The organism is Legionella sp. 27cVA30, assembly GCF_024160945.1.
GTDB classification, from domain to species: domain Bacteria; phylum Pseudomonadota; class Gammaproteobacteria; order Legionellales; family Legionellaceae; genus Legionella_A; species Legionella_A septentrionalis.
Genome location: NZ_JAMYXK010000001.1, coordinates 207,469 through 229,367, shown reverse-complemented (window position 1 = coordinate 229,367; position 21,899 = coordinate 207,469). Strand labels below are relative to the sequence as shown.

Below are 21,899 nucleotides of genomic sequence, written 5' to 3'. Positions count from 1 at the left end.
CAGATTTATTTTGTTTTTCTATAATATTTTAAAAAATTAACGGCCAGTAGTTCCAAGAGATAGGTTTTAAGGCTCATATTTTTCAAATTTTTACCACCTGCAACTTTATTGCCAAAAATGCGGGTTAAAATAATTTGCATGATTTTTAAGCGCAGATAGCTAACTAAGAGTCTATATAACATTGTTTTTTCTTCCTAATATCAAAATAAAAATAAACTCAGCCATGTCCAATAGCAAAAACCACCGCAAGGGTGGTTTTGCTGTGGCTGAATAAACCAAAAAAGTTCATTCGGCCTACACTTTAACTATAGAAAATAAACTCAATTTTGTCAAAAAATACACAAATGTGGCTAATAGATTTTTTTACCCATTTGCATTTAATCTTTCACCAAGGTCTTTAAAGAAAATTAGAAATTAAAATAAGTTATAATTTAGTAATCTGATTAGGGAATAATGGGATGGCTACAGTCAGTGAATGGTGGATGTGGCTAGGCTTTCTGGCCTTTGTGGCTATAATGCTCACAATTGATTTGTTTTTATTAGGCGGGCGAAAGGCGCACCGTATTTCCACAAAAGAAGCTTTATTGTGGACTTTTCTATGGTTTGCCTTAGCGCTCTTTTTTAATTTAATGTTATGGTGGTATCTTACCCTCACTTCCAGTACACAAATCGCTAATGAAAAAGCACTGGAATTCCTCACCGGCTATCTTATCGAAAAATCTTTATCCATCGATAATATTTTCGTGATTCTTATGATTTTTAATTATTTTTCCATTCCTGCAGAATATCAGCGCCGGGTTTTAATCTATGGAGTATTAGGCGCTATCGTCATGCGTTTAATCCTTATTGTGTTGGGCATCTGGCTGGTTAATCAATTTCACTGGATTCTTTATCTTTTTGGAATATTGATGCTAACCACCGGGATTAAAATGTTTATTTTTGCAGAGCAAGAACCGGAGCTTGCAAAAAATCCTGTGCTGCTTTGGATGCGAAAGCATATGCGCATTACGGATACCTTGCAGACTGAGCGATTTTTTGTTTTCCGAAATCATCTTTTGTATGCTACGCCTTTGTTTTTGGTCTTGGTGCTGATTGAAATAAGCGATCTTATTTTTGCCGTGGATAGTATCCCTGCCATTTTTGCCATAACAAACGACCCGTTTATTGTTTTTACTTCAAACATTTTTGCAATACTTGGCTTACGGGCGCTGTATTTTCTACTTGCCAACATGCACAATCGCTTTCATTTGCTCAAATATGGTCTTGCCTTTATTTTAATTTTTGTTGGAGTAAAAATGCTTATTGCCGACTGGGTTAAAATCCCGGTATTCATCGCTTTAGGCATTGTGTTGTGCACGCTGGTTTTTTGCATCTTGCTTAGCATGTATCAAACATCCCGGCTCAGAAGAAAGAATAACTCATAGCACAAGTTGTTTTATTCTATACTAAAAGAACAACATTAATACATGGGAAAACTAATGGTTTTTAAAAGGATGTTGATCACCACTGATTTTTCCAGACATGCCGCTTATGCACTTAAGCGAGCAATTCAGGTTGCAGAGCATGCTCAGGCGGAACTAACTTGTTTGCATGTAATTAATCAAGGCTGGCTAAGTGATCTGACAAAGAAAGAAAACCCTGAAATTCCAATACTCATTAAAAAAGCAGAACTTGCTCATGCCGAAGCAATGCGAAATATCGTTGCTCGGTATCCAGTAAATTTTTTGGTGTTGGTGGGGCGGGTACCTGAACGGATTAATCAATATATTCATGAGCATGCTATTGAGCTTGTTTTTATGGGAGCGCATGGCACTTATTACCTTAATGATTACATCTTAGGCACCAATGCAGAATCAGTCGTCAATCAAGTTAAAATTCCAGTGCAATTGATAAAAAAAGAACCCTCTTTTTCTTACCAGCGTATTTTAGTGACCACTGATTTTTCCGAGGTTAGCAAGAAGGCAACTGAAACAGCTTATCAGCTTTATCCACATGCAGAATTTTTAATGCTGCATGTGGCTGACGTGTGGTATGGAAAATACCTTGATGATACGAAGCATCACCAGCATTTTGACGATGAAATGAGTCAAGCCTTAGTGGATAGATTAAAACATTCTTTGGCAGAGTGCGCTGTGGATCACAGCCGTTTCTCCACGAAATTTATCAGCGGTTATCCTGCCGATGACATTGCAAAGTATGCAGCCACCTGGGATGCTCAACTGGTGGTTTTAGGTACCCGGGGACGTTCTTTGTTGCATTATATTTTGCTGGGCAGAGTGACCAATCGGCTTTTACGGATCATTAATACCGACATGTTGGTTATACCGTTTTAGAATAGTCGGAATGATTGCGCTGGATACTTAAACGCAATTGTTTCTCGATTTCAAGAATAGCAAAGAAGATTGCGCCTAAGGCAATGATGAGCGCCCCGGCAAAAATCGGAACCGGTTCGGTAACAAAAGCTTTCTGTAAAATAGGCAGGTAAGTAATAGCCAATTGAGCCAGGAGGATGATCGAAACGCAAAGCCATACAATTTTTGTGCCTTTTACAGCTTTCCAGGTTAATGAAGTGCCATGCATATTGCGGATAAAAAATAAATGGAAAATTTCCATAACCACTACCATATTAAGCGCCATGGTGCGTGCCAGCTCAAGAGGATACCCTTGCCCCAGGGCATAAAAAAATATGGTAAATACGCAGCAGATAAAAAGGATGGAAACCAGAATAATATGCCATACTAAAACAGCGCTTAGCAGCGGCTCGTTACGCGCTCGCGGTGGCCGAAACATGGTATTTTCTTCTGTCGGTTCGAAAGCCAAGGCAATGCCAAGCGTGATGGTAGTGATTAGATTAATCCACAAAATTTGAATGGGAGTTATCGGCAGGTTCATGCCGAATAGCAATGCCAGGATCACAATTATTGCTTCACCCGCATTGGTAGGCAAAGTCCAGCTGATGACTTTTTTCAGATTATCATAAACTGTGCGCCCTTCACGCACGGCAGAAACAATGGAAGCAAAATTATCATCTACCAATACTAAATCAGCCGCTTCTCTGGCTACTTCACTGCCTTTTTTACCCATGGCGATACCAGCATCCGCACGCTTGAGCGCCGGCGCATCATTCACGCCATCGCCAGTCATAGCGACAATCATGCCGTGGGATTGCAATGCCATAACCAGCTGCAGTTTATGTTCAGGGCTCGTGCGCGCAAAAATATCAACTTTTAATGCCGAATCTGCAAGCGATGCATCGGACATTTTATCCAGCTCGGCGCCCGTCAACACGTTTCTGATATTTTTTAGCCCTATTTGCTGGCCAATGGCAAGGGCAGTACTGGCATGATCACCCGTAATCATTTTAACTTGGATGCCGGCTCTATGACACTCAGCAACTGCGGCGATGGCTTCCGGACGTGGCGGGTCTATCAGTCCAACCATACCCAGTAATGTTAAGCCTGTGTTGACTTCGGCAAATTCAAGCACCGTATGTTCGGCTTTGATTCCTTTTACAGCAAAAGCCAGCACACGCTGCCCTTTGGCTGCAGTTTTTTCTAATTGCTCTTGCCAGTAGGCCTCATTTAATGGCTCTTCTTTACCCGTGTCGCTCTGTTGTGTTATACACATGCTTAAGATTTGTTCGGGAGCTCCTTTGACAAAAATAAAAGCATGTTGTAAATGATTGTGATGCAATGTGCTCATGAACCGGTGCTTGGCATCGAAAGGAATTGTGTCAGTACGTGGCCAGATGTTCCTTATCTCCTGCAGGCCAACACCTGCTTTTGCCGCAAACGTTAATAACGCTCCTTCCATTGGATCGCCTTCTACCGTCCAATTGCCGGCGTGTTCGCGAAGTACAGCATCGTTACAAAGCGCTGCTGCCCATGCTATCTGCAGCAGCACTGAATGAATACCGCAGTCTATGGTTTGTTCTCTTAATTTAATGGCTCCCGCTGGCTCATAACCTGAACCTTCCACGCTAAAGACGGACTTGCAGGTCACCACAGAAGCCACAGCCATTTCATTAAGAGTTAATGTGCCGGTTTTATCCGTGCAAATAACAGATACAGCCCCTAAGGTTTCAATGGCGGGTAGACGGCGCACAATCGCATGACGGGCAGCCATTGCTTGTACGCCAATGGCAAGCGTAATGGAGAGGACTGCAGGAATTCCCTCGGGAATGGCTGAAACAGATAAACTTACCACAATCATGAATAACTCGCTGAAATCATGACGTTGAATAAAATAACCATAAGTTAGTAGCAAGATGGCAAACAGCAAAATCATGGTTGTGAGCCATTTGGCAAATAACCCTATCTGCATGACCAAGGGAGTAGTAAGTGTTTCTATACTTGATAACAAGCCGCTGATGCGCCCAAGTTCAGTAGCTTGTCCGGTTGCGACAACCACACCTCTAGCCTGGCCATTGGTCACAAATGTACCGCTAAAGGCCATGCAAAACCGATCGCCAAGCGGGGTATTGGCACTAACTGGATTTATATTTTTTTCAATTGGAATGGATTCACCAGTGAGAATGGCTTCCTGAATGGTTAATCCATGAGTTTTTAGCAAGCGTAAATCAGCAGGCACCTTATCGCCAGCTTCCAGTAAAACAACATCACCTGGGACAAGTGATTCTCCTGTGATGCTGCGGCGTTGTCCTTCCCGCAGCACTGTGGCAGTGGGGGATAACATCTTCCGAATGGCCCCTATGGATTTTTCTGCTTTCCCCTCCTGGACAAATCCTATCAAAGCATTAACAAGTATTACCGCTAAAATGACCAAAGTATCAATTAAATGGTGCATCATGGCAGTGATGATCGCTGCACCCAGGAGTAAATAAATTAGAATGTTATGAAATTGCATAAGAAAACGGCGCAATGCCCCTCGTTTTTTAAGTTCTTTCAAGCGATTGGGGCCATAGATACGCAATCTTTCCTGAGCTTCTTTATCTTTTAAACCCATGGAAGTTGTTTCTAATGCTGTCAGTGTGGCTTCTGCTTCTATCGCATGCCAGATAGCATGTTTGCTGTTCTCTGGGCTCTCCATGGTTGCCGCTCTCATTTATCAGTAGGCTTTAATAGGGGAGACAAAGCCCTGAGGTTTTAAAGCCAGTAGCGAACAATCAATTTTTTGCAAAATATTTTCTGCAGTATTGCCAATGAAAAAACCTGAAATGCCGGTACGGGCTACCGTACCCATGATCAAAACATCAATTTTTTTCTCCGTAATAAATGCAGGAATAAGATTTTCGGGGCGTCCTTTCAAGTGTTCAATGCGACAGGTGCTGCTAATTTTTGATTGCTTAATGAGCACTTGCAGGGCTCGGGCATGTGAGATTTTTTCTTCCGCAATCACTGCATCCAAATCGGCATTGGATATGGCGGCCGACAGGTTATTGCGCAAGTAATTTTCGAGCGCAAAATCCCAGCAGGAAATAATGGTTAAGTTCCCCTCATAATGTTTTGCCAGCAACTGAGAAATATCCAATAATCTTAAGGCCAAATCTTGTCCTGCGGTTTCTTGTTCACTGGCATCAATTGCTACGGCAATACGGGTTTTATGAGACTCCTGTTTAAAAGGGCGATATAAAAATAACGCGCAAGGGCATTTGCGCAATAATTCCATATCAAGTGCCTTAAATCCCTTGTTGCTTTCATTGGTTTCTACCTCTTTTACCACGAGATCATAGTTATTGCGCAGCACATGTCGAATAATGCGGACAGCCGGAGTATTCCCACATTCAAGTTCAATATGCACCGGTATTTTATTTTTCGAAATGTGGAGGTTTGTTTTGGCAGCCTTAATGGTTTTTTGCATTCGTTCAAGCAAAGATTCTTCATAAGACGCGCGGTATTCCTTAAGAGTATCTGGAAAAGGAGGGCAGGTAATCAATACGTCCAGTTGTGCCTGATTGGCACAAGCAAGTTTGATTGCTTGCCCGATTGCCTGAGTTTCATCCCTAACGCCATGGCTTACAAATAAGATGTGGTGAAATGATGGCATGCTTCCCTCCTTGGTGGCATGTGATTTACTTTACTTTCTATTTTTATTTGCCTCTATAATTAATATTAGCCTTTCACCCAATGAATAAAATAAATGGAACATAAAAATGAAGCAAGGACAGACTATGAAGGCACTTGTTTATCGAGGCCCTGGTAAAAAAGAGTTGGTAAATTGCCCAAAGCCGAATTTGACGGATGCAAATGATGCTTTGGTAAAGGTAATTAAAACGACTATTTGCGGGACTGATCTGCACATTCTTAAAGGAGATGTACCCAGTTGTACTCCAGGGCGCATCCTGGGACATGAAGGCGTGGGAATTATTGAAGATGTAGGTGCTGGCGTTATCAATTTGCAAAAAGGGGATCGCGTATTGATCTCATGCATTTCCGCATGCAGTAAGTGCCCGTATTGCCGGAAGGGTATGTATTCCCATTGCACGCAGGGTGGCTGGATGCTTGGGAATACGGTGGATGGAACTCAAGCAGAATACGTACGCATCCCTCATGCCGACACCAGCCTTTATAAAATTCCTTCCAGCTTGGCGGACGAAAGCCTGGTTATGTTGAGCGATATTTTACCTACCGGATTTGAGTGTGGTGTGCTTAACGGCAAAATACAGCCAGGCCAATCCGTGGCGATAGTGGGTGCAGGTCCCATTGGTTTAGCGGCTTTATTAACGGCACAATTTTATTCACCAAGTGAATTGATCTTAATCGACATCGATGCGCATCGCCTTGAGACGGCTAAAAAGTTGGGCGCTACTAAAACCATTAACAGCAGCCTTAGTGATGCAACTCAAAAAGTCATGGAATTGACTGGCGGCGTGGGCGTAGATACTGCTATTGAAGCAGTGGGTATCCCTGCCACTTTTGTGCTTTGCCAAGACATCGTTGCACCGGGCGGGGTGATTGCCAATATAGGTGTACATGGCGTTAAAGCGGATCTGCATTTAGAACGGCTGTGGTCACATAACATTACGATTACCACCCGGCTAGTCGATACTTTTTCTACTCCCATGCTATTAAAAACCATGCAATCCGGGGTCATCGATCCAGCCATGCTCATCAGTCACCGCTTTAAATTTGATGAAATTGTAGAAGCCTATGAAACATTTAGTAATGCCGCTACTTCCAAAGCGTTAAAAGTGATTATTGAAATGTAAGACTTAAGAATAACTAACAAGTGATGAGGCAGCGTTCCAGTTCAGCATAGCAAAAACCACCTCGAAAGGTGGTTTTGCTGTGACCGAAAGAACTATAAAGAACTATAAAATTCATTCGGCCTACATTATGACTATAGAAAGTAAATGAGTGATTGTCAAAAAAATAAACAAAAAAATTTGCACGGACTATACTTTAGCATAAGTATGGTATAGGGAAGATAGATACAGGGAAAGATGAGCAAGCAAAAAGGAGAATATGACTGCATCATTATTGGCGGTGGTCCTGGAGGACTTACTGCGGCTATTTATTTGGCACGATTCAGGCGCAAAGTAGTGATTTATGATGCAAATCAAAGCCGCGCTCTGCGCATTCCGGTTTCTCACAACTATCCGGCTTTCCCGAAAGGTATTGCGGGCGAAGAATTATTGCGACGACTTAAAAAACAATTAAGCGTGTATGAAGTTCCCATCATTTATGAGCCAGTACAGGAATTGAAGCAATTGGATGCAGAAAAATTCTACATAGCCAGTGAAACCAGTACGCAAACGGCAAGACATATCATTTTGGCAACAGGGGTAGAAGATGTAGAACCTAATTTACCGAATGTCACAAATGCCGTGCAGTGTGGCCTTATTCGCCATTGCCCTATTTGTGATGGTTTTGAAGTGATCGATAAGGACATCGCTGTTTTAGGAAGAGGAGCCATGGGTCTTGGCGAGGCTCTTTTTATAAGAGTCTATAGCCCGCATATTACCTTGATTACCATGGGGGAATCACCTGCATGGAGCAGGGCGGAGTTACAAAAAATCACGCAAGCAGGATTAAAAATCATTACAGAAGATATCGTGGAAATTAATTTATCAGATTGCACTCATGTTACGTTCAAAAACGGGCAAACCTTGCGGTTTGATTGTATTTATTCGGCACTCGGGTCAGTTAAGAATAATAAACTGGTGCAACACATGGAGGTGAAGCAAAAAGATGGTTGCCTTATCGTGGATAAACATCAGCAAACTTCGCTCAAAGGTTTATATGCCGTCGGCGATATTGTTTCCAGCTTAAATCAAGTCTGTGTTGCGCAAGGGCAAGCCGCCATTGCAGCAACGGCTATTCATAATCATTGTAGAGTTTTAAAATAAAGCAGCAGTAGGCGGCTTTTAATGGCTTTGTATTTCTGCTGCCAGTTCCTTGTTCATCAATTTCAGCAGCAATGAGCTGATTTCATGAATTTTTTCTTCATTACCCGTGCTATCCAATGCAAATTTTAGACGGGTTGGCCCTTCCAATTGATAGCGTTTGGCGTGAACTTGAATCAGATTAATTAAAGTAGCGGGATCAATATTTGGAGCTTCATTGAAATCAATTTTTCCATTTTGCCCTGCCAAACTGATGCGTGCTATGCCAAGCTTTGCAGCCAGCAATTTCAGCTCAGTAACCAACAACAAGTGTTTAACCGGTTGTGGTAATAAACCGAAACGGTCAATCATTTCAATCTGCAAGTCGCGCAATTGTTGTTTGTTTTTCGCATTAGCAATGCGTTTATACATGATTAGGCGGGTATGAATATCTCCAATATAATCTTCAGGAATAATAGCGCTTATCTTAAGTTCGATTTCAGGCCCTTGCTGCATGGGGGCGGCCAACTCTGGGGTTTTGCCCGCTTTCAAGTCGCTGACGGCTCTATCCAGCATTTCCATAAATAAATTGAAGCCAATAGCTTGCATATTACCACTTTGTTCTTCCCCTAATAATTCTCCTGCACCCCGAATTTCCAAATCATGGGTGGCGAGAGTAAATCCTGCTCCCAAATCTTCCAGGGAGACAATGGCTTCCAGCCGTTTAACGGCATCTGTAGTTAGTAATTTTTTATCAGGGGTTAAGAGATAGGCATAAGCCTGGTGGTGCGAGCGCCCTACACGACCGCGTAACTGATGGAGTTGCGCCAAGCCAAATTTATCGGCTCTATCAATGATAATTGTATTTGCAGTAGGGATATCGATGCCTGTTTCAATGATTGTAGTGCAGACAAGAACATTAAAGCGGCGGTGATAAAAATCAGACATAATACGCTCGAGTTCGCGCTCGCGCATTTGTCCGTGTGCTATTTGCACTTTCGCTTCGGGAACCAGTGCTTCGAGTTCCTGGGCGATGCGAGCGATGGTTTGCACATTATTATGTAAGAAAAATACTTGCCCGCCACGCAGAATTTCACGCAGCATAGCTTCCCTCAGCACCACGTCATTCCTTTCTTGCCAAAAGGTTTTAATGGCCAACCGTTTGGCAGGGGGAGTGGAGATTAAAGAGACATCGCGAATGCCTGCCATCGCCATATTCAAGGTACGAGGGATAGGGGTTGCCGTCATGGAAAGAATATCCACGTGTGTGCGCAAAGATTTGATGTACTCCTTTTGCTTCACCCCGAAGCGATGTTCTTCATCAATAATTAACAGACCCAAGTTCTTAAATTCTATGTTTTTTTGAAAAAGCTTATGCGTGCCGATGACAATATCCACATTGCCATTTTTTAAGGATGCAATTACTTTTTCAGATTCTTTAGCGCTGCGGAAACGAGACAGCAATTCAATTTGCACTGGGAAGTCAGCAAAACGATCCCTGAAGGTTTCAAAATGTTGCCCAGCCAACAAAGTTGTAGGTGCCAGCACACAAACTTGTTTGCCATCTTGCGCTGCAATGAAAGCAGCACGCATGGCAACTTCCGTTTTTCCAAAACCCACATCGCCGCAAATCAATCTGTCCATGGGGCGTGCAGAGCGCATGTCTTCAATGATTTGATTGATGGTTTGTATTTGATCTGGAGTTTCAATAAAAGGAAAACCGCTGACAAAACGTTGGTAATCCACGGCATCCAATTGATAGGCATGTCCGGGTTTTGCTTCCCGCTTGGCATAAATATCCAGTAATTCAATGGCGACGTCATGAATTTTTTCCGCGGCTTTTTTCTTTTCTTTCTGCCATTGATCGCTGCCTAACCGGTGTAAAGGCGCATGTTCACTGTCTGCACCGGTATAACGGCTAATCAGATTCAAGGAAGTTACGGGAACATAAATTTTATCATCGCCTGCATAGGTTAAAACCAGAAACTCGCTCACTTCTCCCTGGCTTTCTAAAGTTTGCAATCCCTGATAGCGTCCCACTCCGAATTGCAAATGCACAACCGGCGCTCCAAGGCGTAATTCTGCCAAGTCACGGATGATTAAGTCCGGGTCGATACTTTTTTGGCTGCTTCGCCTTTGCGGGATACTTTGCTCTCCGAAGAGTTGGGCTTCAACAATAATGGAAAGGGCTTGTTCTAAAAGCTCGGCTCCCTGGATAAGCGGCCCCGTGACAATATTGATTTTTGCATCGTCTTTTAAGAAAGCAGACCAAGAAGGCTGGATTTTTGGAAATAAATTGCTTTGTTTTAGCAAATCCAGCAAAACTTCGCGGCGGCCGGCACTTTCAACCACCAAAAGATAACGCCGTGCATTATCTGCTAAAAAGTCGCAAAGGCGCGAAAGTGGTTGTTCCAAATGGCGTTCGATAGGCAAAGCAGGGGGATTGCCTACGTTAAAATTAACGATACGTCCTTTGCGCTCAATGGGGGAATGATAAACTCTTAATTGTGTATATTGGTTGGCGAATGTAAGCAGTTCCGTTGGCGTTAAGAATCCTCTGGAAGGTTTGAGAATCGGCCGGGTTATATCATAACTGCGTTGCTCATAGCGAGTTTGCACTTCGTGCCAGAATTGTTCAGCTCTCTCTGGAGTATTTTCAATTAAACAGACAGTGGCGTCTTTAGGCAGATAATCAAAAAAAGTTGCCGTGTGTTCAAAAAAAAGAGGTAGATAATACTCGATTCCATTGGGGAATTGTCCTTCGCTAATGGCTTCATAGACAGGACATTGACTGGGATTGCCTGTAAATTGCTCGCGGAAAGCTCGCCGGAAAAAGGTAATGCTTTGTTCATTTAGGGGGAATTCCCGCGCAGGCAAAACATGGATGTGGGTGATCTTGTCAATAGTACGTTGATTCTCAGGATCAAAGCGGCGCAAACTTTCTATTTCATCGTCAAATAGTTCGATACGAAAAGGCAGGGGGCTTCCCATCGGGTAAAGATCGATAATAGCGCCGCGGATTGCAAATTCGCCATGTTCCAGTACCTTATTGACGCAATGATAGCCAGCTTGTTGCAGTTGCTGTCGGAAATGTTCTATGTTCAGCGTTTGTCCTTCTTGCAATACTAAAACATATTGGTGCAAGAATTCAGGAGGGCATAAACGGTGCATCAAGGTGCTTGCTGCACTAATTACAATGGCATCGGTTGTTTGTTGCAAACGACTTAACGTAAAAAGACGCTCTGAAATGATATCCTGATGAGGAGAAAACTGATCGTAAGGTAGGGTTTCCCAGTCTGGAAAAATGAGTATTTCTTGTTGATTTTCATTTTCTCCCAGAAAAAAACGCAGTTCGGCTTCCATTTGTCCTGCGCTTAAGTGATCAGGAGCAATTAATAATTTAATTCCTTTTTTTTGTTGGCAATATTCAGCCAAAGCCAATGTGAGGCTGCAACCATATAGCTGTCCCCAACTTTCCTTGGAGCTAATTTCTTTAGGTAAAAGGATCGGTGCAGTGGTCATATGGCTAATAAATAAGTCAAAAAAGGGGGAAATTATAGTATAAATTACCTTTTAATTAAATTAATGCAAAGAGATTACGAAATACGAGTCAATTGCGGTGACCGCTCTGCATGAGAATTGTCTTGCCCACAAAACGGTTGTTTATTTAACCTCTAAATATCAACTCACTTGATTGTACCCAAATTTAGAGTGCAGTCTGCCTGTAGGTTTGGGACTTTAAAGCGTGAACATATATACCGTTATAATTACAAAAAAAACACAGCGAGATTTACAAAAAATACCCCAATTCATATTGCACTTAAGTTAGCAGCTTGGATTGCCTCGATTGCTCATGATGGTTTGTTTGCCCCCGGATTTCATGATGAGCCTTTAAAAAGCAATCGTTTAGGACAACGCCCTATACCTTTTAAACAATTCTCAACGTGAGAGTGTATGGAGATTATTTCCATTGGAAGAATTCTTATCTTTCTCCTCCGTTTTAGATTTGAAAAAGGATGATGAAGCACTGGAACTTTGCGCTACTACATTTGTAATTTTAATAAGTTGTGCCACCCCTACATGACCCATCATTTCAGCTAATTCTTCAGGACTAATGAAGGTATATTGATCATTATTCTGTCGGCTAAACAATTTATTTAAATTTGTTTTTATCGTTGACGGTATTTCCTCATCTCTTTTTTTAAAATATTCTCGCACGAAAAGAAGCAGGGAGGTGTTTGTAACTTTATGAGAGTATAGAAAATTAGCACGCAGTAATAGCTTACTGAGGATTTGAGGATCTCCATTCAGTGCTGCAAAAAGAGCCGGTGTCCAACCATAATTATTGGCTTTATTAATATTTTGGAGGTTTTTATTTTCTAAAAGCCTATTCACGCTCTCTTGGGAATCATTGTATACAGCCCATGATAATGCTGTAGTTTTATTGTTGTCTTCTTGATTAGGATTAATTCCCTTTTCCAGCAGCAAAGAAATAAAGGATGGCTGTGAAGCGATTGCTGTAAACAATAAATTCCGACCCTTACTATCAGTTTGATGTAAATCTGCGCCGTACTTTAAAAGTATATTAACAATATTTTCATACCCTAAAAGAATAGCTGTATGTAAGGGGGTAAAGCTGTTGGCATCATATACATTCATATTGGCTCCATGGGCTCCAAGCACCGCCAAAATTTCGGGAAAATTATGAGCCGCGGCTATTGAAACTAATGTGTTTCCGTTGGATGTATTGTTTAATTCAACATATTTCGCAATACGCGCGAGTGTATTCACGTCATTGAGCAGTACAGCTAGATAGGCGATACCCAAGTTTAAATCCTGAGTAATTTTTCGATTTGCAATTTCGGGTGTAAAGATCTTATTTTTTTGAAATTCTATAAATGATTTTGTCAATTCATTCTTTTTATTATAATTGTTAGTAACAAAAACTGATGCATTACACGCCGTATAATCTACAGTATCCACGCCAAGGGTTTTAAAACCTGAAATGATTTCTTTGGCTAACAAATCAGTATTTTTTATTGAAAATTTTTTTGCAGGATAATCATTGATATTCAATAAAGTCCATCCTTCTCCTGCTTTATATGTTAAGGTTAAAGTATGATTGTAGTTTTTTAAAATAATTCCAATCACATCACCCTGAGAAAGATGTTTTATAAAGCATAAAAATATTTTATTTAAGTAATTGGTTAGTTCTGTTTCCGTATATAGTCCTGAATCATTTAAAATACGAGCAAGTCCACCATGCATAAGTATTGACTCAGATGAGGCAAACGGGGAAATTAAATGTGGTTTATCTTGAGAGATATTTTTATTAAATAATTCGGAATGAATATAAGGATTTTGATAAAGCTCCAGGCTGTCAAAAAAGGCTAGCATGTCCCAATTCAATTGGTCTGCAGACGAAAGTGAATTTTTTTTGCTTTTTAGTGCACTAATAAACTCGCTTATGCTCAATTCTTCAGAAATTACCTTATTATAAAAATTTTTTAAATATTGCATACGCGCATTAAATATGTGCTCTTCTCCACACAGGGAAGCTTCTAACCAACGTATAGAAATGCTATTACAGATTCCCTCCGGATGGGGATGCCCAAAAGCTTCGGCTAATTGAATTAATATGGTGTGCATAAACAGTACTTAACTGGTAAAATCTTAAGTATATACTTCCTTGATTAAGGTAACATTAGGAAGGAAAAAGTATAGTTTAGTATTTCATAAGGAAATTACTTGCCTTTTTTGAGGAAAATTTTAAGTTATTTTAATTGTTGGCATCACAATTTTCTTTTCAAAAAATGTCATTATTTATTGTTTTTTGCATTTGAATCCGATTTATATCGATATCAAACCACATTAGATTTTACCGCCTATTCAGCCTAAACGGGCAATTAGATAATAGTTAAACCCAACATCTATAGGTCAAATTAGTTACCATGAGGATTTTTTAGCGAAAAAAACTAACTAACTCAGTATTAGAAATTAAATAACTTAAGAAGAGTCCTGAAACCAAACCAAATAAATGTCCTTCCCAGGAAATGCCTTTTTTAGGAAAGACGCTGAAAAAAATTCCGGCGAAATAATAAGCGCTCAAAGCGCCAAGAATAATAGCCACTAATGTTCCCTGGCGAAAAATATCGCTCACCAACAAAGCCCAGTAGCCGGCGATGATGCCACTTGCCCCAACGTGCAATCCTTTTTTTCCAAATAGCCACAGCAATAATCCGCTGCAAAGTCCAATCGCCAAAGTAATCCATAAAAAATAATTTAATCCATTCATTAATAAAAAATTACTCAAAACGACTAATGGAATGGAGTTAAAAAAAAGATGATTAAAATTGACATGAAGAAAAGGTGCGAAAAAGATGCCGCGAAGACCTTTTATTCGTCTGGGAATGATACCCAGCGTCAGTATTTGCTGATTAAGACAACTGATAAAAAAAATTGACCAGAGAATCGTTAAAATAATTGCTAACGTATGAAAATTATTTTTTGTTTGGTCAATAATCAAATTCAGACTTGTATTTAATTCTTCTACCATACTTTAACTGCTTTTTTCTTTGCTTGCCTCTGCATTGATTTCATTTTTGGCTGGTGCCTTATTACTTTTTTTAGGGGGAGAAGATGCAATGCTAATCTTGCGTAAAGGAACAAACAACAAAGGATCAATATAAGTTTGATTCATTACTATTGACCAATGCAAATGAGGGCCGGTGGCACGTCCAGTCATGCCAATAGTACCTACGGCTGCACCCTGTTCTACAGTATCTCCTTTTTTTACATTCATTTTATTTAAATGAGCATATAAGGAAAAAATCCCCATACCATGGTCCACAATCACGGTATTACCCGTATAAAAATAGTCATCGGCATCCACCACCGTACCACGGGAGATGACATGCACTGGGCTATCGGCTGGCGCTGCAATATCCAGTCCAACATGAGGAGGTCGCGGCTGCTTATTATAAACCCGCTTTAAGCCGAAAAAACTGCTGATAGGGCCATTGGCCGGGGCTTTAAATTCTTGTGCAAATGGATTTGCCAAACTGTAATGAGAAAAAATTTCCGCCAGTTTTTTATTTTCTTCATCAATGCGTTTTTGATCCTCTGGCAATGGTTCAACTTTCCGTTTGTCTTCAATGGTTAAATATTGTGTTTTATAAAACTTATCACTGATGTAAAAAGGAATTTTGGCGGAGTGGGGTTTTTGCATTTCCAATTCGCGGACTGATTGAGTATTTTCAAGCGGCAAACCTACGATTAAAAGCCATTGATTTGGGTTAGGGCTTTTGGCCACTGCAATGCGGTGCTTATCGAAAAATACTTCCGGCTTTTCTGCAGCATCAATAGGGATAATGGTTAGGCCGCCGTTGACGGCATGATTTTCAGGAAGCGAGCTTGCGTTACTTATCGGTATCCAGGTTAAACAGAAAAAAGCGAGTAGTTTAGTTAAAAAGCGATATTCAAAATTCATTTTACTCTCCTGTCCGCGCTTAAGATTTAAGGCTATTTTCTTGTCTATGGCTTATTTATCAATTACCTTGCCGATGAGTTTACCTCTAGCCAGTTGGATATGGATGATGTCGTCTAAGTTTACTTGCTCGCAAGCAAAGAGAATTTGTTGTTTATGCGTCACAATGGCATAGCCTCTATCGAGTGTAGCTAAAGGACTTACCGCATGCAATGTAGCTAGTTTTTTAATAAATTGCTGTTTCAATTGCTGAAATAAAAATTCCGTTTGTTTAATTAGTTTATTTTCAAGCTGTTGCACTCGCGCCCGCATTTCGTGTACCAAGATCACTGGGTTTTGTGCGTGCAAATGTTTAAGCGCAATATTCACGCGGTGTTTTTGCACTCCTAAATATTGCTGTATGTGATACCCGAGGCAGTTTTTTAAATAGTCCAAAGATTGCCAGTGGCTAATAATCAATTTGCCCGGCGATGAAATTTTATGGATGGCATGATTAACCAACAAGCGCTTATATTGGAGCAAACGGACGATCGCTGCAATAAGGCGTGCTTGCAAGGTTTCCAGGCGCACAATTATATCCAGTAGGTTTGGGGTAACAGCTTCCGCTGCGGCCGTAGGGGTAGCCGCCCGTAAATCCGCTACAAAATCAGCTATAGTAAAATCAGTTTCATGACCAACGCCTGAGACAATGGGTATTTGGCTGCTGGCAATTGCATGAGCTAAACTTTCTTCATTAAATGCCCATAAGTCTTCGAGACTGCCGCCGCCTCGAGCCAAAATAAGTACATCACAACGCGCATGCGCATTGGCTTTTTGCAAAGCCGCAATCAACTGCGGCGCTGCGTGCTTCCCTTGCACTTCGCTCGCATACACCACGATGGGTGTAATTGGAAAACGCCGCGCCAGAGTAGTTAAAATATCATGCAAGGCTGCTCCAGTTGCTGAAGTTACCACCCCGATGCATTGTGGAAATTTTGGAATGATTTTCTTGCGTGCAGAATCAAACAAGCCTAGAGCAGCCAGTTTGGTTTTCAATAGCTCAAATTGCCGGTATAAATTTCCTTGTCCGGCTTCGTTTAACTGCTCCACAATAAGTTGGAAATCACCGCGAGCTTCGTAGAGGCTCAATTTTCCTGCGGCAATGACTTGTTGGCCATTTTGCAATGCGTTAAATCCATTACCATGCCGATTGCGGAAATAAACGCAACGCAGTTGTGCATGCGTGTCTTTTAATGTGAAGTAAAAATGCCCAGAAGAAGGTTTGCTTAAGTTTGAAATTTCCCCTTCGACCCAGATTTCACCCACGTCGTATTCGAGCAGCTGACGTACGTGCTGATTCAATTGGCTCACACTGAGCACTGTACTGGATGTTGACATAGGCAATAAAGTTCAGTTTTTGATTTAAGGCTGTGCTAGCAATTCTATTTGAATTTAGGCAAAATAGCTGGGCATTTTGCAATATACCTCAGAATTAAAATGTTGTAACTAAAACATTTAGTCAGAGCGGTATTACATTATTTATGGAAAGACTAAGGGGAACTGTTTATGAAAATGAAACTGGTCGCTGCTGCCATGGGTTTAGCCATGTCCACGACAATGGCTGCAACCACTGCTCCTTCGCTGAATAGCGACGTAGACAAATTGTCATATAGTATAGGAATTGACTTGGGTAAAAATTTTAAACGGCAGGGGATTGATATAAATCCTGAGGCTCTGACTAAAGGTTTGCAAGATGGAATCAATGACGCTCCGTCTTTGTTGACTGAGCAGCAAATGCGGGAAGTATTAAGCAAATTTCAACACGATTTAATGGCAAAACGTACCGCCGAATTCAATAAAAAAGCTGAAGAAAATAAAGCTAAAGGCGAAGCATTTCTAAAAGAAAATAAGGCTAAAGAGGGGGTTGTTACTCTGCCAAGCGGCTTGCAATATAAAATCATTAAAGCAGGTACGGGCGATAAGCCAGGAAAAGACGATACCGTTACGGTGGAATACACCGGCCGTTTAATCAATGGTGAAGTGTTTGACAGCACAGATAAAGCGGGTAAACCAGCTACGTTTAAATTGTCGCAAGTGATTCCTGGATGGACGGAAGCATTGCAGTTAATGCCCTCCGGTTCAACCTGGGAAATCTATGTCCCTGCCGATTTGGCATATGGTCCTCGTACGGTAGGTGGTCCAATTGGTCCTAATGAAACCTTAATTTTTAAAATCCACTTATTGTCTGTTAAGAAAAGTGATGCTTAAAGAGTGAGCCGCCAGCGCTAAACTCGGATTGATCATTGGGGGACCAGATTTCTGGTCCCACTTAAAAGAAGATTGTCTCATTAACCCGCAAATACCCACATTTTATGAGCCTTCAAGCATGAACAAGCGCCTTTTGATTGTTTTTATCTTGGGCTTTTCTTCAGGACTCCCTTTGTCGCTACTCAGCAGCACATTGCAAGCTTGGTTTGCTGAAGTTGGGATGTCTGTTTTAGCCACAGGTACATTAAGTTTGTTGGGGTTGCCTTATTTATACCGAACCATTTGGGGCCCTTTTTTAGATAAGTACTCGATTTTACCCATGGGTAAAAGACGCAGTTGGATACTTACAACACAACTCTTGCTGTTATTTGGATTTAATATAATGGCTTGGTTTTCACCAGATAGCACGCCCATGATGCTAGGTGTCCTGGCCTTTGTCCTGGCATGTGTCGGCGCTACGCAGGATATGGCTATTGAAGCGCATCGTACGGAATATTTGCCGCCTCCTGAACAAGGATTGGGTGCCTCGGTAGCGGTCTTAGGTTTTCGCTTGGCATTGCTGCTTTCCGGAGGGTTGGCCTTGGTAATGGCACAGCAATTGGGTTGGGCTAGCACGTATCGCATTATGGGTTTTCTGATGTTGATCGGCGTGATTGCCACAATTTATAGCCCGGAGCCTTCATTAGACTATCATGCCCAAGACATGCGATTTGGCGGTTTGGCGGCGCCAATTAAAGAATTAATGACGCGCAAAAATATTATCCCTTTATTGTTTTTCATTTTTTTTTACAAATTAGCGGAAGCGTTTACTGCGACAACGAGTGGGATCGTCATGCCTTTCTTAATTCAGGGAATTGGGTTTTCCTTAGATTGGATCGGATACATTAATAAGATTTGCGGGATTGGCGCTATCGTGTTAGGCGGTTTGATTGCCGGTGTGCTACTCATGCGCTGGTCTCTTTATCGCGCATTGCTGGTTTTTGGATTATTACAGGCATTGACGAATATTTTATTTGTAGCTTTGGCCATCGTAGGAAAAAATCTTGTACTGTTCGCCGTTGCCGTCTTTTTTGATAACTTTGCAGCAGGCATGGGTTCTACTGCATTGGTAGCACTATTGATGCGCATTGTGGACAGACGTTTCACGGCGACGCAATTTTCGCTTCTGGCTTCCTTGTCCGCATTGCCGCGCATTATTTCGGGTCCATTTGCAGCCGGTTTGCAATCCATGTTTGGTTGGATCGGTTTATATCAACTCTCTGTGGTATTTGCATTAGGCTTTTTGCCATTCTTGCTTTTGATTAGGGATTTTACAAATTCAACGGAAGGGATTAAAGAGGCAGACACTTTGCCAGAATTGGACAAAATTTAACCTATAATTTAAGACAGAAGGGACACAATCCATCACCAGGGGCATTGACCATAAGGCGGCAAGAGTATGAATGAATTACAGCGTTTGCAGCGACATCTCGAAGAAGAAATGCAAGCGAGGAGACAAGTTGAAGAAATTTGCGAAAAAAAACTTTCAGAACTCTACCAATTAAAGCAGCAACTTGAAGAAACGCTCTCAGCACAATATAAAATCAACCAAACATTAAATGAACGTATTTTGGAATTAGAGAGTACGTCAACCCAACCTGCAGACGAGCGTTACGCTAAGGGTACTCTACAAAATATTTTAGAAAGTTCTATTGAATATTCCATCATCGCCATCGATTTGGATTGGCTTATTTTAGTATGGAATGAGGGAGCCAGGCGTAATTATGGCTATACTGCTGATGAAATGGTGAAGAAGCAAACCATAAATATTTTGCATACACCCGAAGATATTGCATCAGGTGCAGTTAAAACTTTATTCGATACGGCTTATCAAAATGGCAAAGCCGAAGGCGTGTTTGAGCGCATTCGCAAAAACGGTACGCGATTTACCGCTTCGGTTACCGTAAGCGTACGTCGTGACGATGAAGGTAAGCCCATTGGTTACGTCATCATTTCAAAAGACATCACAGAAAAACAGCGCACGGAAGAAAAATTGTTAAAAACCAATCAAGAGCTGGAGCAATTTGCTTATGTGGCTTCTCATGATTTGAAAGCGCCTTTGCGTGCGATTGACCGTTTAGCCACCTGGATTGAAGAAGATAATAGAGAACGTTTGGATGATGCTTCCAAAGAAAATCTCCTTTTGTTACGGCAAAGGATTAACCGCATGTCCAATTTAATTGATGGGATTTTACAATATTCAAGAGCAGGTCGCGTGGATTTGGATATTCACGTGGTGAATACGAAAGAATTATTAGATGAAATCATTGATTTATTAGATCCGGATAAAAAATTCAAAATAACTTACTCCGAACATTTGCCTACATTCCGGGCTGCAAAAGTTCCCTTAAGCCAGGTTTTTTCCAATTTAATAGCCAATAGCATTAAACATCACAAGCGCAAGCATGGAGTGATCAGTGTTGATGTCAGAGATTGGGGTCGGTTTTATGAGTTTTTTGTCACCGACGATGGCCCCGGTATAGAAGCTGAATATTTTGATAAAATCTTCATGATCTTTCAAACTTTGCGTTCCAGGGATGAATTGGAAGCTACCGGGATTGGTTTGAGCATTGTAAAAAAAATAGTGGAATCACAAGGTGGGATGGTTTCAGTGGCTTCTATAGTTGGAGAGGGTACCACTTTCTCCTTTACATGGCCTAAATATCCAGAGGCTTAATTTATTCCGGTTTGTGCGCAAAATCGAGCAGGGTCCAGTAAAGATTAAAAAAAGAAATCGCTTGGGTAAAATCTGAAAATTGCAATGGTTTAACGATATAACCGGCAATATCCAGCTTGTAAGCGGCCATTTTGTCCCTTTCGGCATTAGACGAGGTTAATATGAATACATGAAGGGAATTAAGATCCGGATTGCTGCGCATTTTTTTTAGAAATTCAATGCCGTTCATTTTCGGCATGTTGATGTCAAGCAAGATGATTTGTGGCGTAGGGAACAGTTTTTGCTCGCCATTTAGCCCTAATAACATATTTAAAGCTTCCACACCATTACGGGCAATATGCAGCGGATTTGAGATTTTATTTTTCCTAAATGTTCTTTGAATATCTTGAATATCCACTTCATCGTCTTCTACCAACAAGATATGTACTGCCATGTCAAATAAGGTCATCCTAACCTCTCGCTATGAAAGTTACTCAAAGCCACGCATTTATTCTAGTATGTTATACTTTAGAAAAGCAGTTAATTAAAGAATACTGCAAAAAATTAAAAATTTTCCCCTTCATGTAGAGTGCCTAAGGATAGAATATTAATCAATGTTCGCTTTATGCACTAGTAGGCGTGCCGCAAGGAGAGTTGATTATGGGAGTTACAGAACGCGACATTGATATTTTGTATGTGGAAGATGACGAAGTGGATATCAAAAACATGCAACGGGAATTTAAAAAGGTAAATGATTTATTGCAAATTGTGGTAGCTAGGAGTGGAGGCCAAGCGTTGGACATGCTTTATGGCCGTAATGAAGAAAGCAAAATACATCCCAAAATTATTCTTCTCGACATTAACATGCCTAAAATGAGCGGCATTGAATTTTTGCAAACCCTGCGTTCGAATCCAGATTTTACCGACATTGACGTGTTTATTTTAACGGGTTCATTTGGCACAGAAGATAAGTTGGCAATGGAGGGTATGAACGTAAGAGGCCATATTATCAAACCCTTACAATATGGCGATGCTTTGAATGTATTCTGGACCTTACAAACCTGATGTTTGTCCAGACACATTAAAATCTTGGTACCGAGGGTGGGACTCGAACCCACACGGTGTCACCACCACCGGATTTTGAATCCGGCGCGTCTACCAATTCCGCCACCCCGGCACAGGCGCCC

Annotated in this window: 17 protein-coding genes and 1 tRNA gene; 8 read left to right on the top strand and 10 right to left on the bottom strand. The window is 41.3% G+C overall.

From position 1 onward, the window contains the following. Window positions 1–5 precede the first annotated feature (5 nt). Window positions 6–140 carry a hypothetical protein gene (locus NKV53_RS11855; RefSeq protein WP_256478706.1) on the bottom strand — a complete coding sequence of 45 codons (135 nt, stop codon included), beginning with the start codon at window positions 138–140 and terminating at the stop codon, window positions 6–8. A gap of 318 nt (window positions 141–458) precedes the next feature. Between NKV53_RS11855 and NKV53_RS01030 the strand changes: the two genes are divergently transcribed. Further along, entirely contained in the window at window positions 459–1,424 is a 966-nt protein-coding gene (locus tag NKV53_RS01030) for a TerC family protein (RefSeq protein WP_126954154.1), read from the top strand. A gap of 54 nt (window positions 1,425–1,478) precedes the next feature. Continuing rightward, window positions 1,479–2,333: a universal stress protein gene (locus NKV53_RS01025; RefSeq protein WP_158614983.1), complete on the top strand. Its 855-nt coding sequence runs from the start codon at window positions 1,479–1,481 to the stop codon at window positions 2,331–2,333. Here the strand turns inward: NKV53_RS01025 and NKV53_RS01020 are convergent. Continuing rightward, a complete protein-coding gene (locus NKV53_RS01020) occupies window positions 2,320–5,049 on the bottom strand; it encodes a cation-transporting P-type ATPase (protein WP_126954152.1) in 2,730 nt (909 codons plus the stop codon). The genes NKV53_RS01025 and NKV53_RS01020 overlap by 14 nt on opposite strands. A gap of 18 nt (window positions 5,050–5,067) precedes the next feature. Then, entirely contained in the window at window positions 5,068–6,006 is a 939-nt protein-coding gene (locus NKV53_RS01015) for a universal stress protein (RefSeq protein WP_126954151.1), read from the bottom strand. Window positions 6,007–6,130: 124 nt separating this feature from the next. Here NKV53_RS01015 and NKV53_RS01010 point away from each other — a divergent pair, with 124 nt between their 5' ends. Both NKV53_RS01010 and NKV53_RS01005 read left to right on the top strand, forming a co-directional pair. Beyond that, window positions 6,131–7,168 (top strand): zinc-dependent alcohol dehydrogenase family protein, encoded by a 1,038-nt coding sequence (locus NKV53_RS01010; RefSeq protein WP_126954150.1) that lies wholly within the window; start codon window positions 6,131–6,133, stop codon window positions 7,166–7,168. Between the two features lie 234 nt (window positions 7,169–7,402). Then, a complete protein-coding gene (locus tag NKV53_RS01005; RefSeq protein WP_126954149.1) occupies window positions 7,403–8,308 on the top strand; it encodes an NAD(P)/FAD-dependent oxidoreductase in 906 nt (301 codons plus the stop codon). A gap of 18 nt (window positions 8,309–8,326) precedes the next feature. On the opposite strand, the gene mfd is transcribed toward NKV53_RS01005, so the two are convergent. The 5 genes from mfd to xseA form a co-directional block, all read right to left on the bottom strand. Further along, complete coding sequence (gene mfd, locus NKV53_RS01000) at window positions 8,327–11,806, bottom strand: transcription-repair coupling factor (RefSeq protein ID WP_127032841.1); 3,480 nt, start codon at window positions 11,804–11,806, stop codon at window positions 8,327–8,329. A gap of 417 nt (window positions 11,807–12,223) precedes the next feature. After that, window positions 12,224–13,933, bottom strand: a complete 1,710-nt coding sequence (locus NKV53_RS00995) for an ankyrin repeat domain-containing protein (protein ID WP_126954147.1) — start codon at window positions 13,931–13,933, stop codon at window positions 12,224–12,226. 313 nt (window positions 13,934–14,246) lie between these two features. Next, complete coding sequence (locus NKV53_RS00990) at window positions 14,247–14,840, bottom strand: rhomboid family intramembrane serine protease (protein WP_127057269.1); 594 nt, start codon at window positions 14,838–14,840, stop codon at window positions 14,247–14,249. A 3-nt stretch (window positions 14,841–14,843) separates the two neighbouring features. Next, complete coding sequence (locus NKV53_RS00985; RefSeq protein WP_127111407.1) at window positions 14,844–15,773, bottom strand: M23 family metallopeptidase; 930 nt, start codon at window positions 15,771–15,773, stop codon at window positions 14,844–14,846. Window positions 15,774–15,824: 51 nt separating this feature from the next. Beyond that, window positions 15,825–17,147: an exodeoxyribonuclease VII large subunit gene (gene xseA, locus NKV53_RS00980; protein ID WP_253350557.1), complete on the bottom strand. Its 1,323-nt coding sequence runs from the start codon at window positions 17,145–17,147 to the stop codon at window positions 15,825–15,827. A gap of 168 nt (window positions 17,148–17,315) precedes the next feature. Here xseA and NKV53_RS00975 point away from each other — a divergent pair, with 168 nt between their 5' ends. The 3 genes from NKV53_RS00975 to NKV53_RS00965 all read left to right on the top strand — a co-directional run bounded on the left by NKV53_RS00975 (window position 17,316) and on the right by NKV53_RS00965 (window position 20,733). Continuing rightward, window positions 17,316–18,017: an FKBP-type peptidyl-prolyl cis-trans isomerase gene (locus NKV53_RS00975; RefSeq protein WP_199737717.1), complete on the top strand. Its 702-nt coding sequence runs from the start codon at window positions 17,316–17,318 to the stop codon at window positions 18,015–18,017. Window positions 18,018–18,135: 118 nt separating this feature from the next. Further along, window positions 18,136–19,389: an MFS transporter gene (locus tag NKV53_RS00970; RefSeq protein ID WP_253350555.1), complete on the top strand. Its 1,254-nt coding sequence runs from the start codon at window positions 18,136–18,138 to the stop codon at window positions 19,387–19,389. Between the two features lie 66 nt (window positions 19,390–19,455). Beyond that, window positions 19,456–20,733, top strand: a complete 1,278-nt coding sequence (locus NKV53_RS00965; protein WP_127057271.1) for an ATP-binding protein — start codon at window positions 19,456–19,458, stop codon at window positions 20,731–20,733. 1 nt (window position 20,734) lies between these two features. Here NKV53_RS00965 and NKV53_RS00960 read toward each other — a convergent pair whose 3' ends face one another. Continuing rightward, window positions 20,735–21,166: a response regulator gene (locus NKV53_RS00960; RefSeq protein WP_233579728.1), complete on the bottom strand. Its 432-nt coding sequence runs from the start codon at window positions 21,164–21,166 to the stop codon at window positions 20,735–20,737. Window positions 21,167–21,372: 206 nt separating this feature from the next. Here NKV53_RS00960 and NKV53_RS00955 point away from each other — a divergent pair, with 206 nt between their 5' ends. Continuing rightward, complete coding sequence (locus NKV53_RS00955; protein WP_126954139.1) at window positions 21,373–21,777, top strand: response regulator; 405 nt, start codon at window positions 21,373–21,375, stop codon at window positions 21,775–21,777. 25 nt (window positions 21,778–21,802) lie between these two features. On the opposite strand, the gene NKV53_RS00950 is transcribed toward NKV53_RS00955, so the two are convergent. Next, a tRNA-Leu gene (locus tag NKV53_RS00950) sits at window positions 21,803–21,889 on the bottom strand. Window positions 21,890–21,899: the final 10 nt, after the last annotated feature.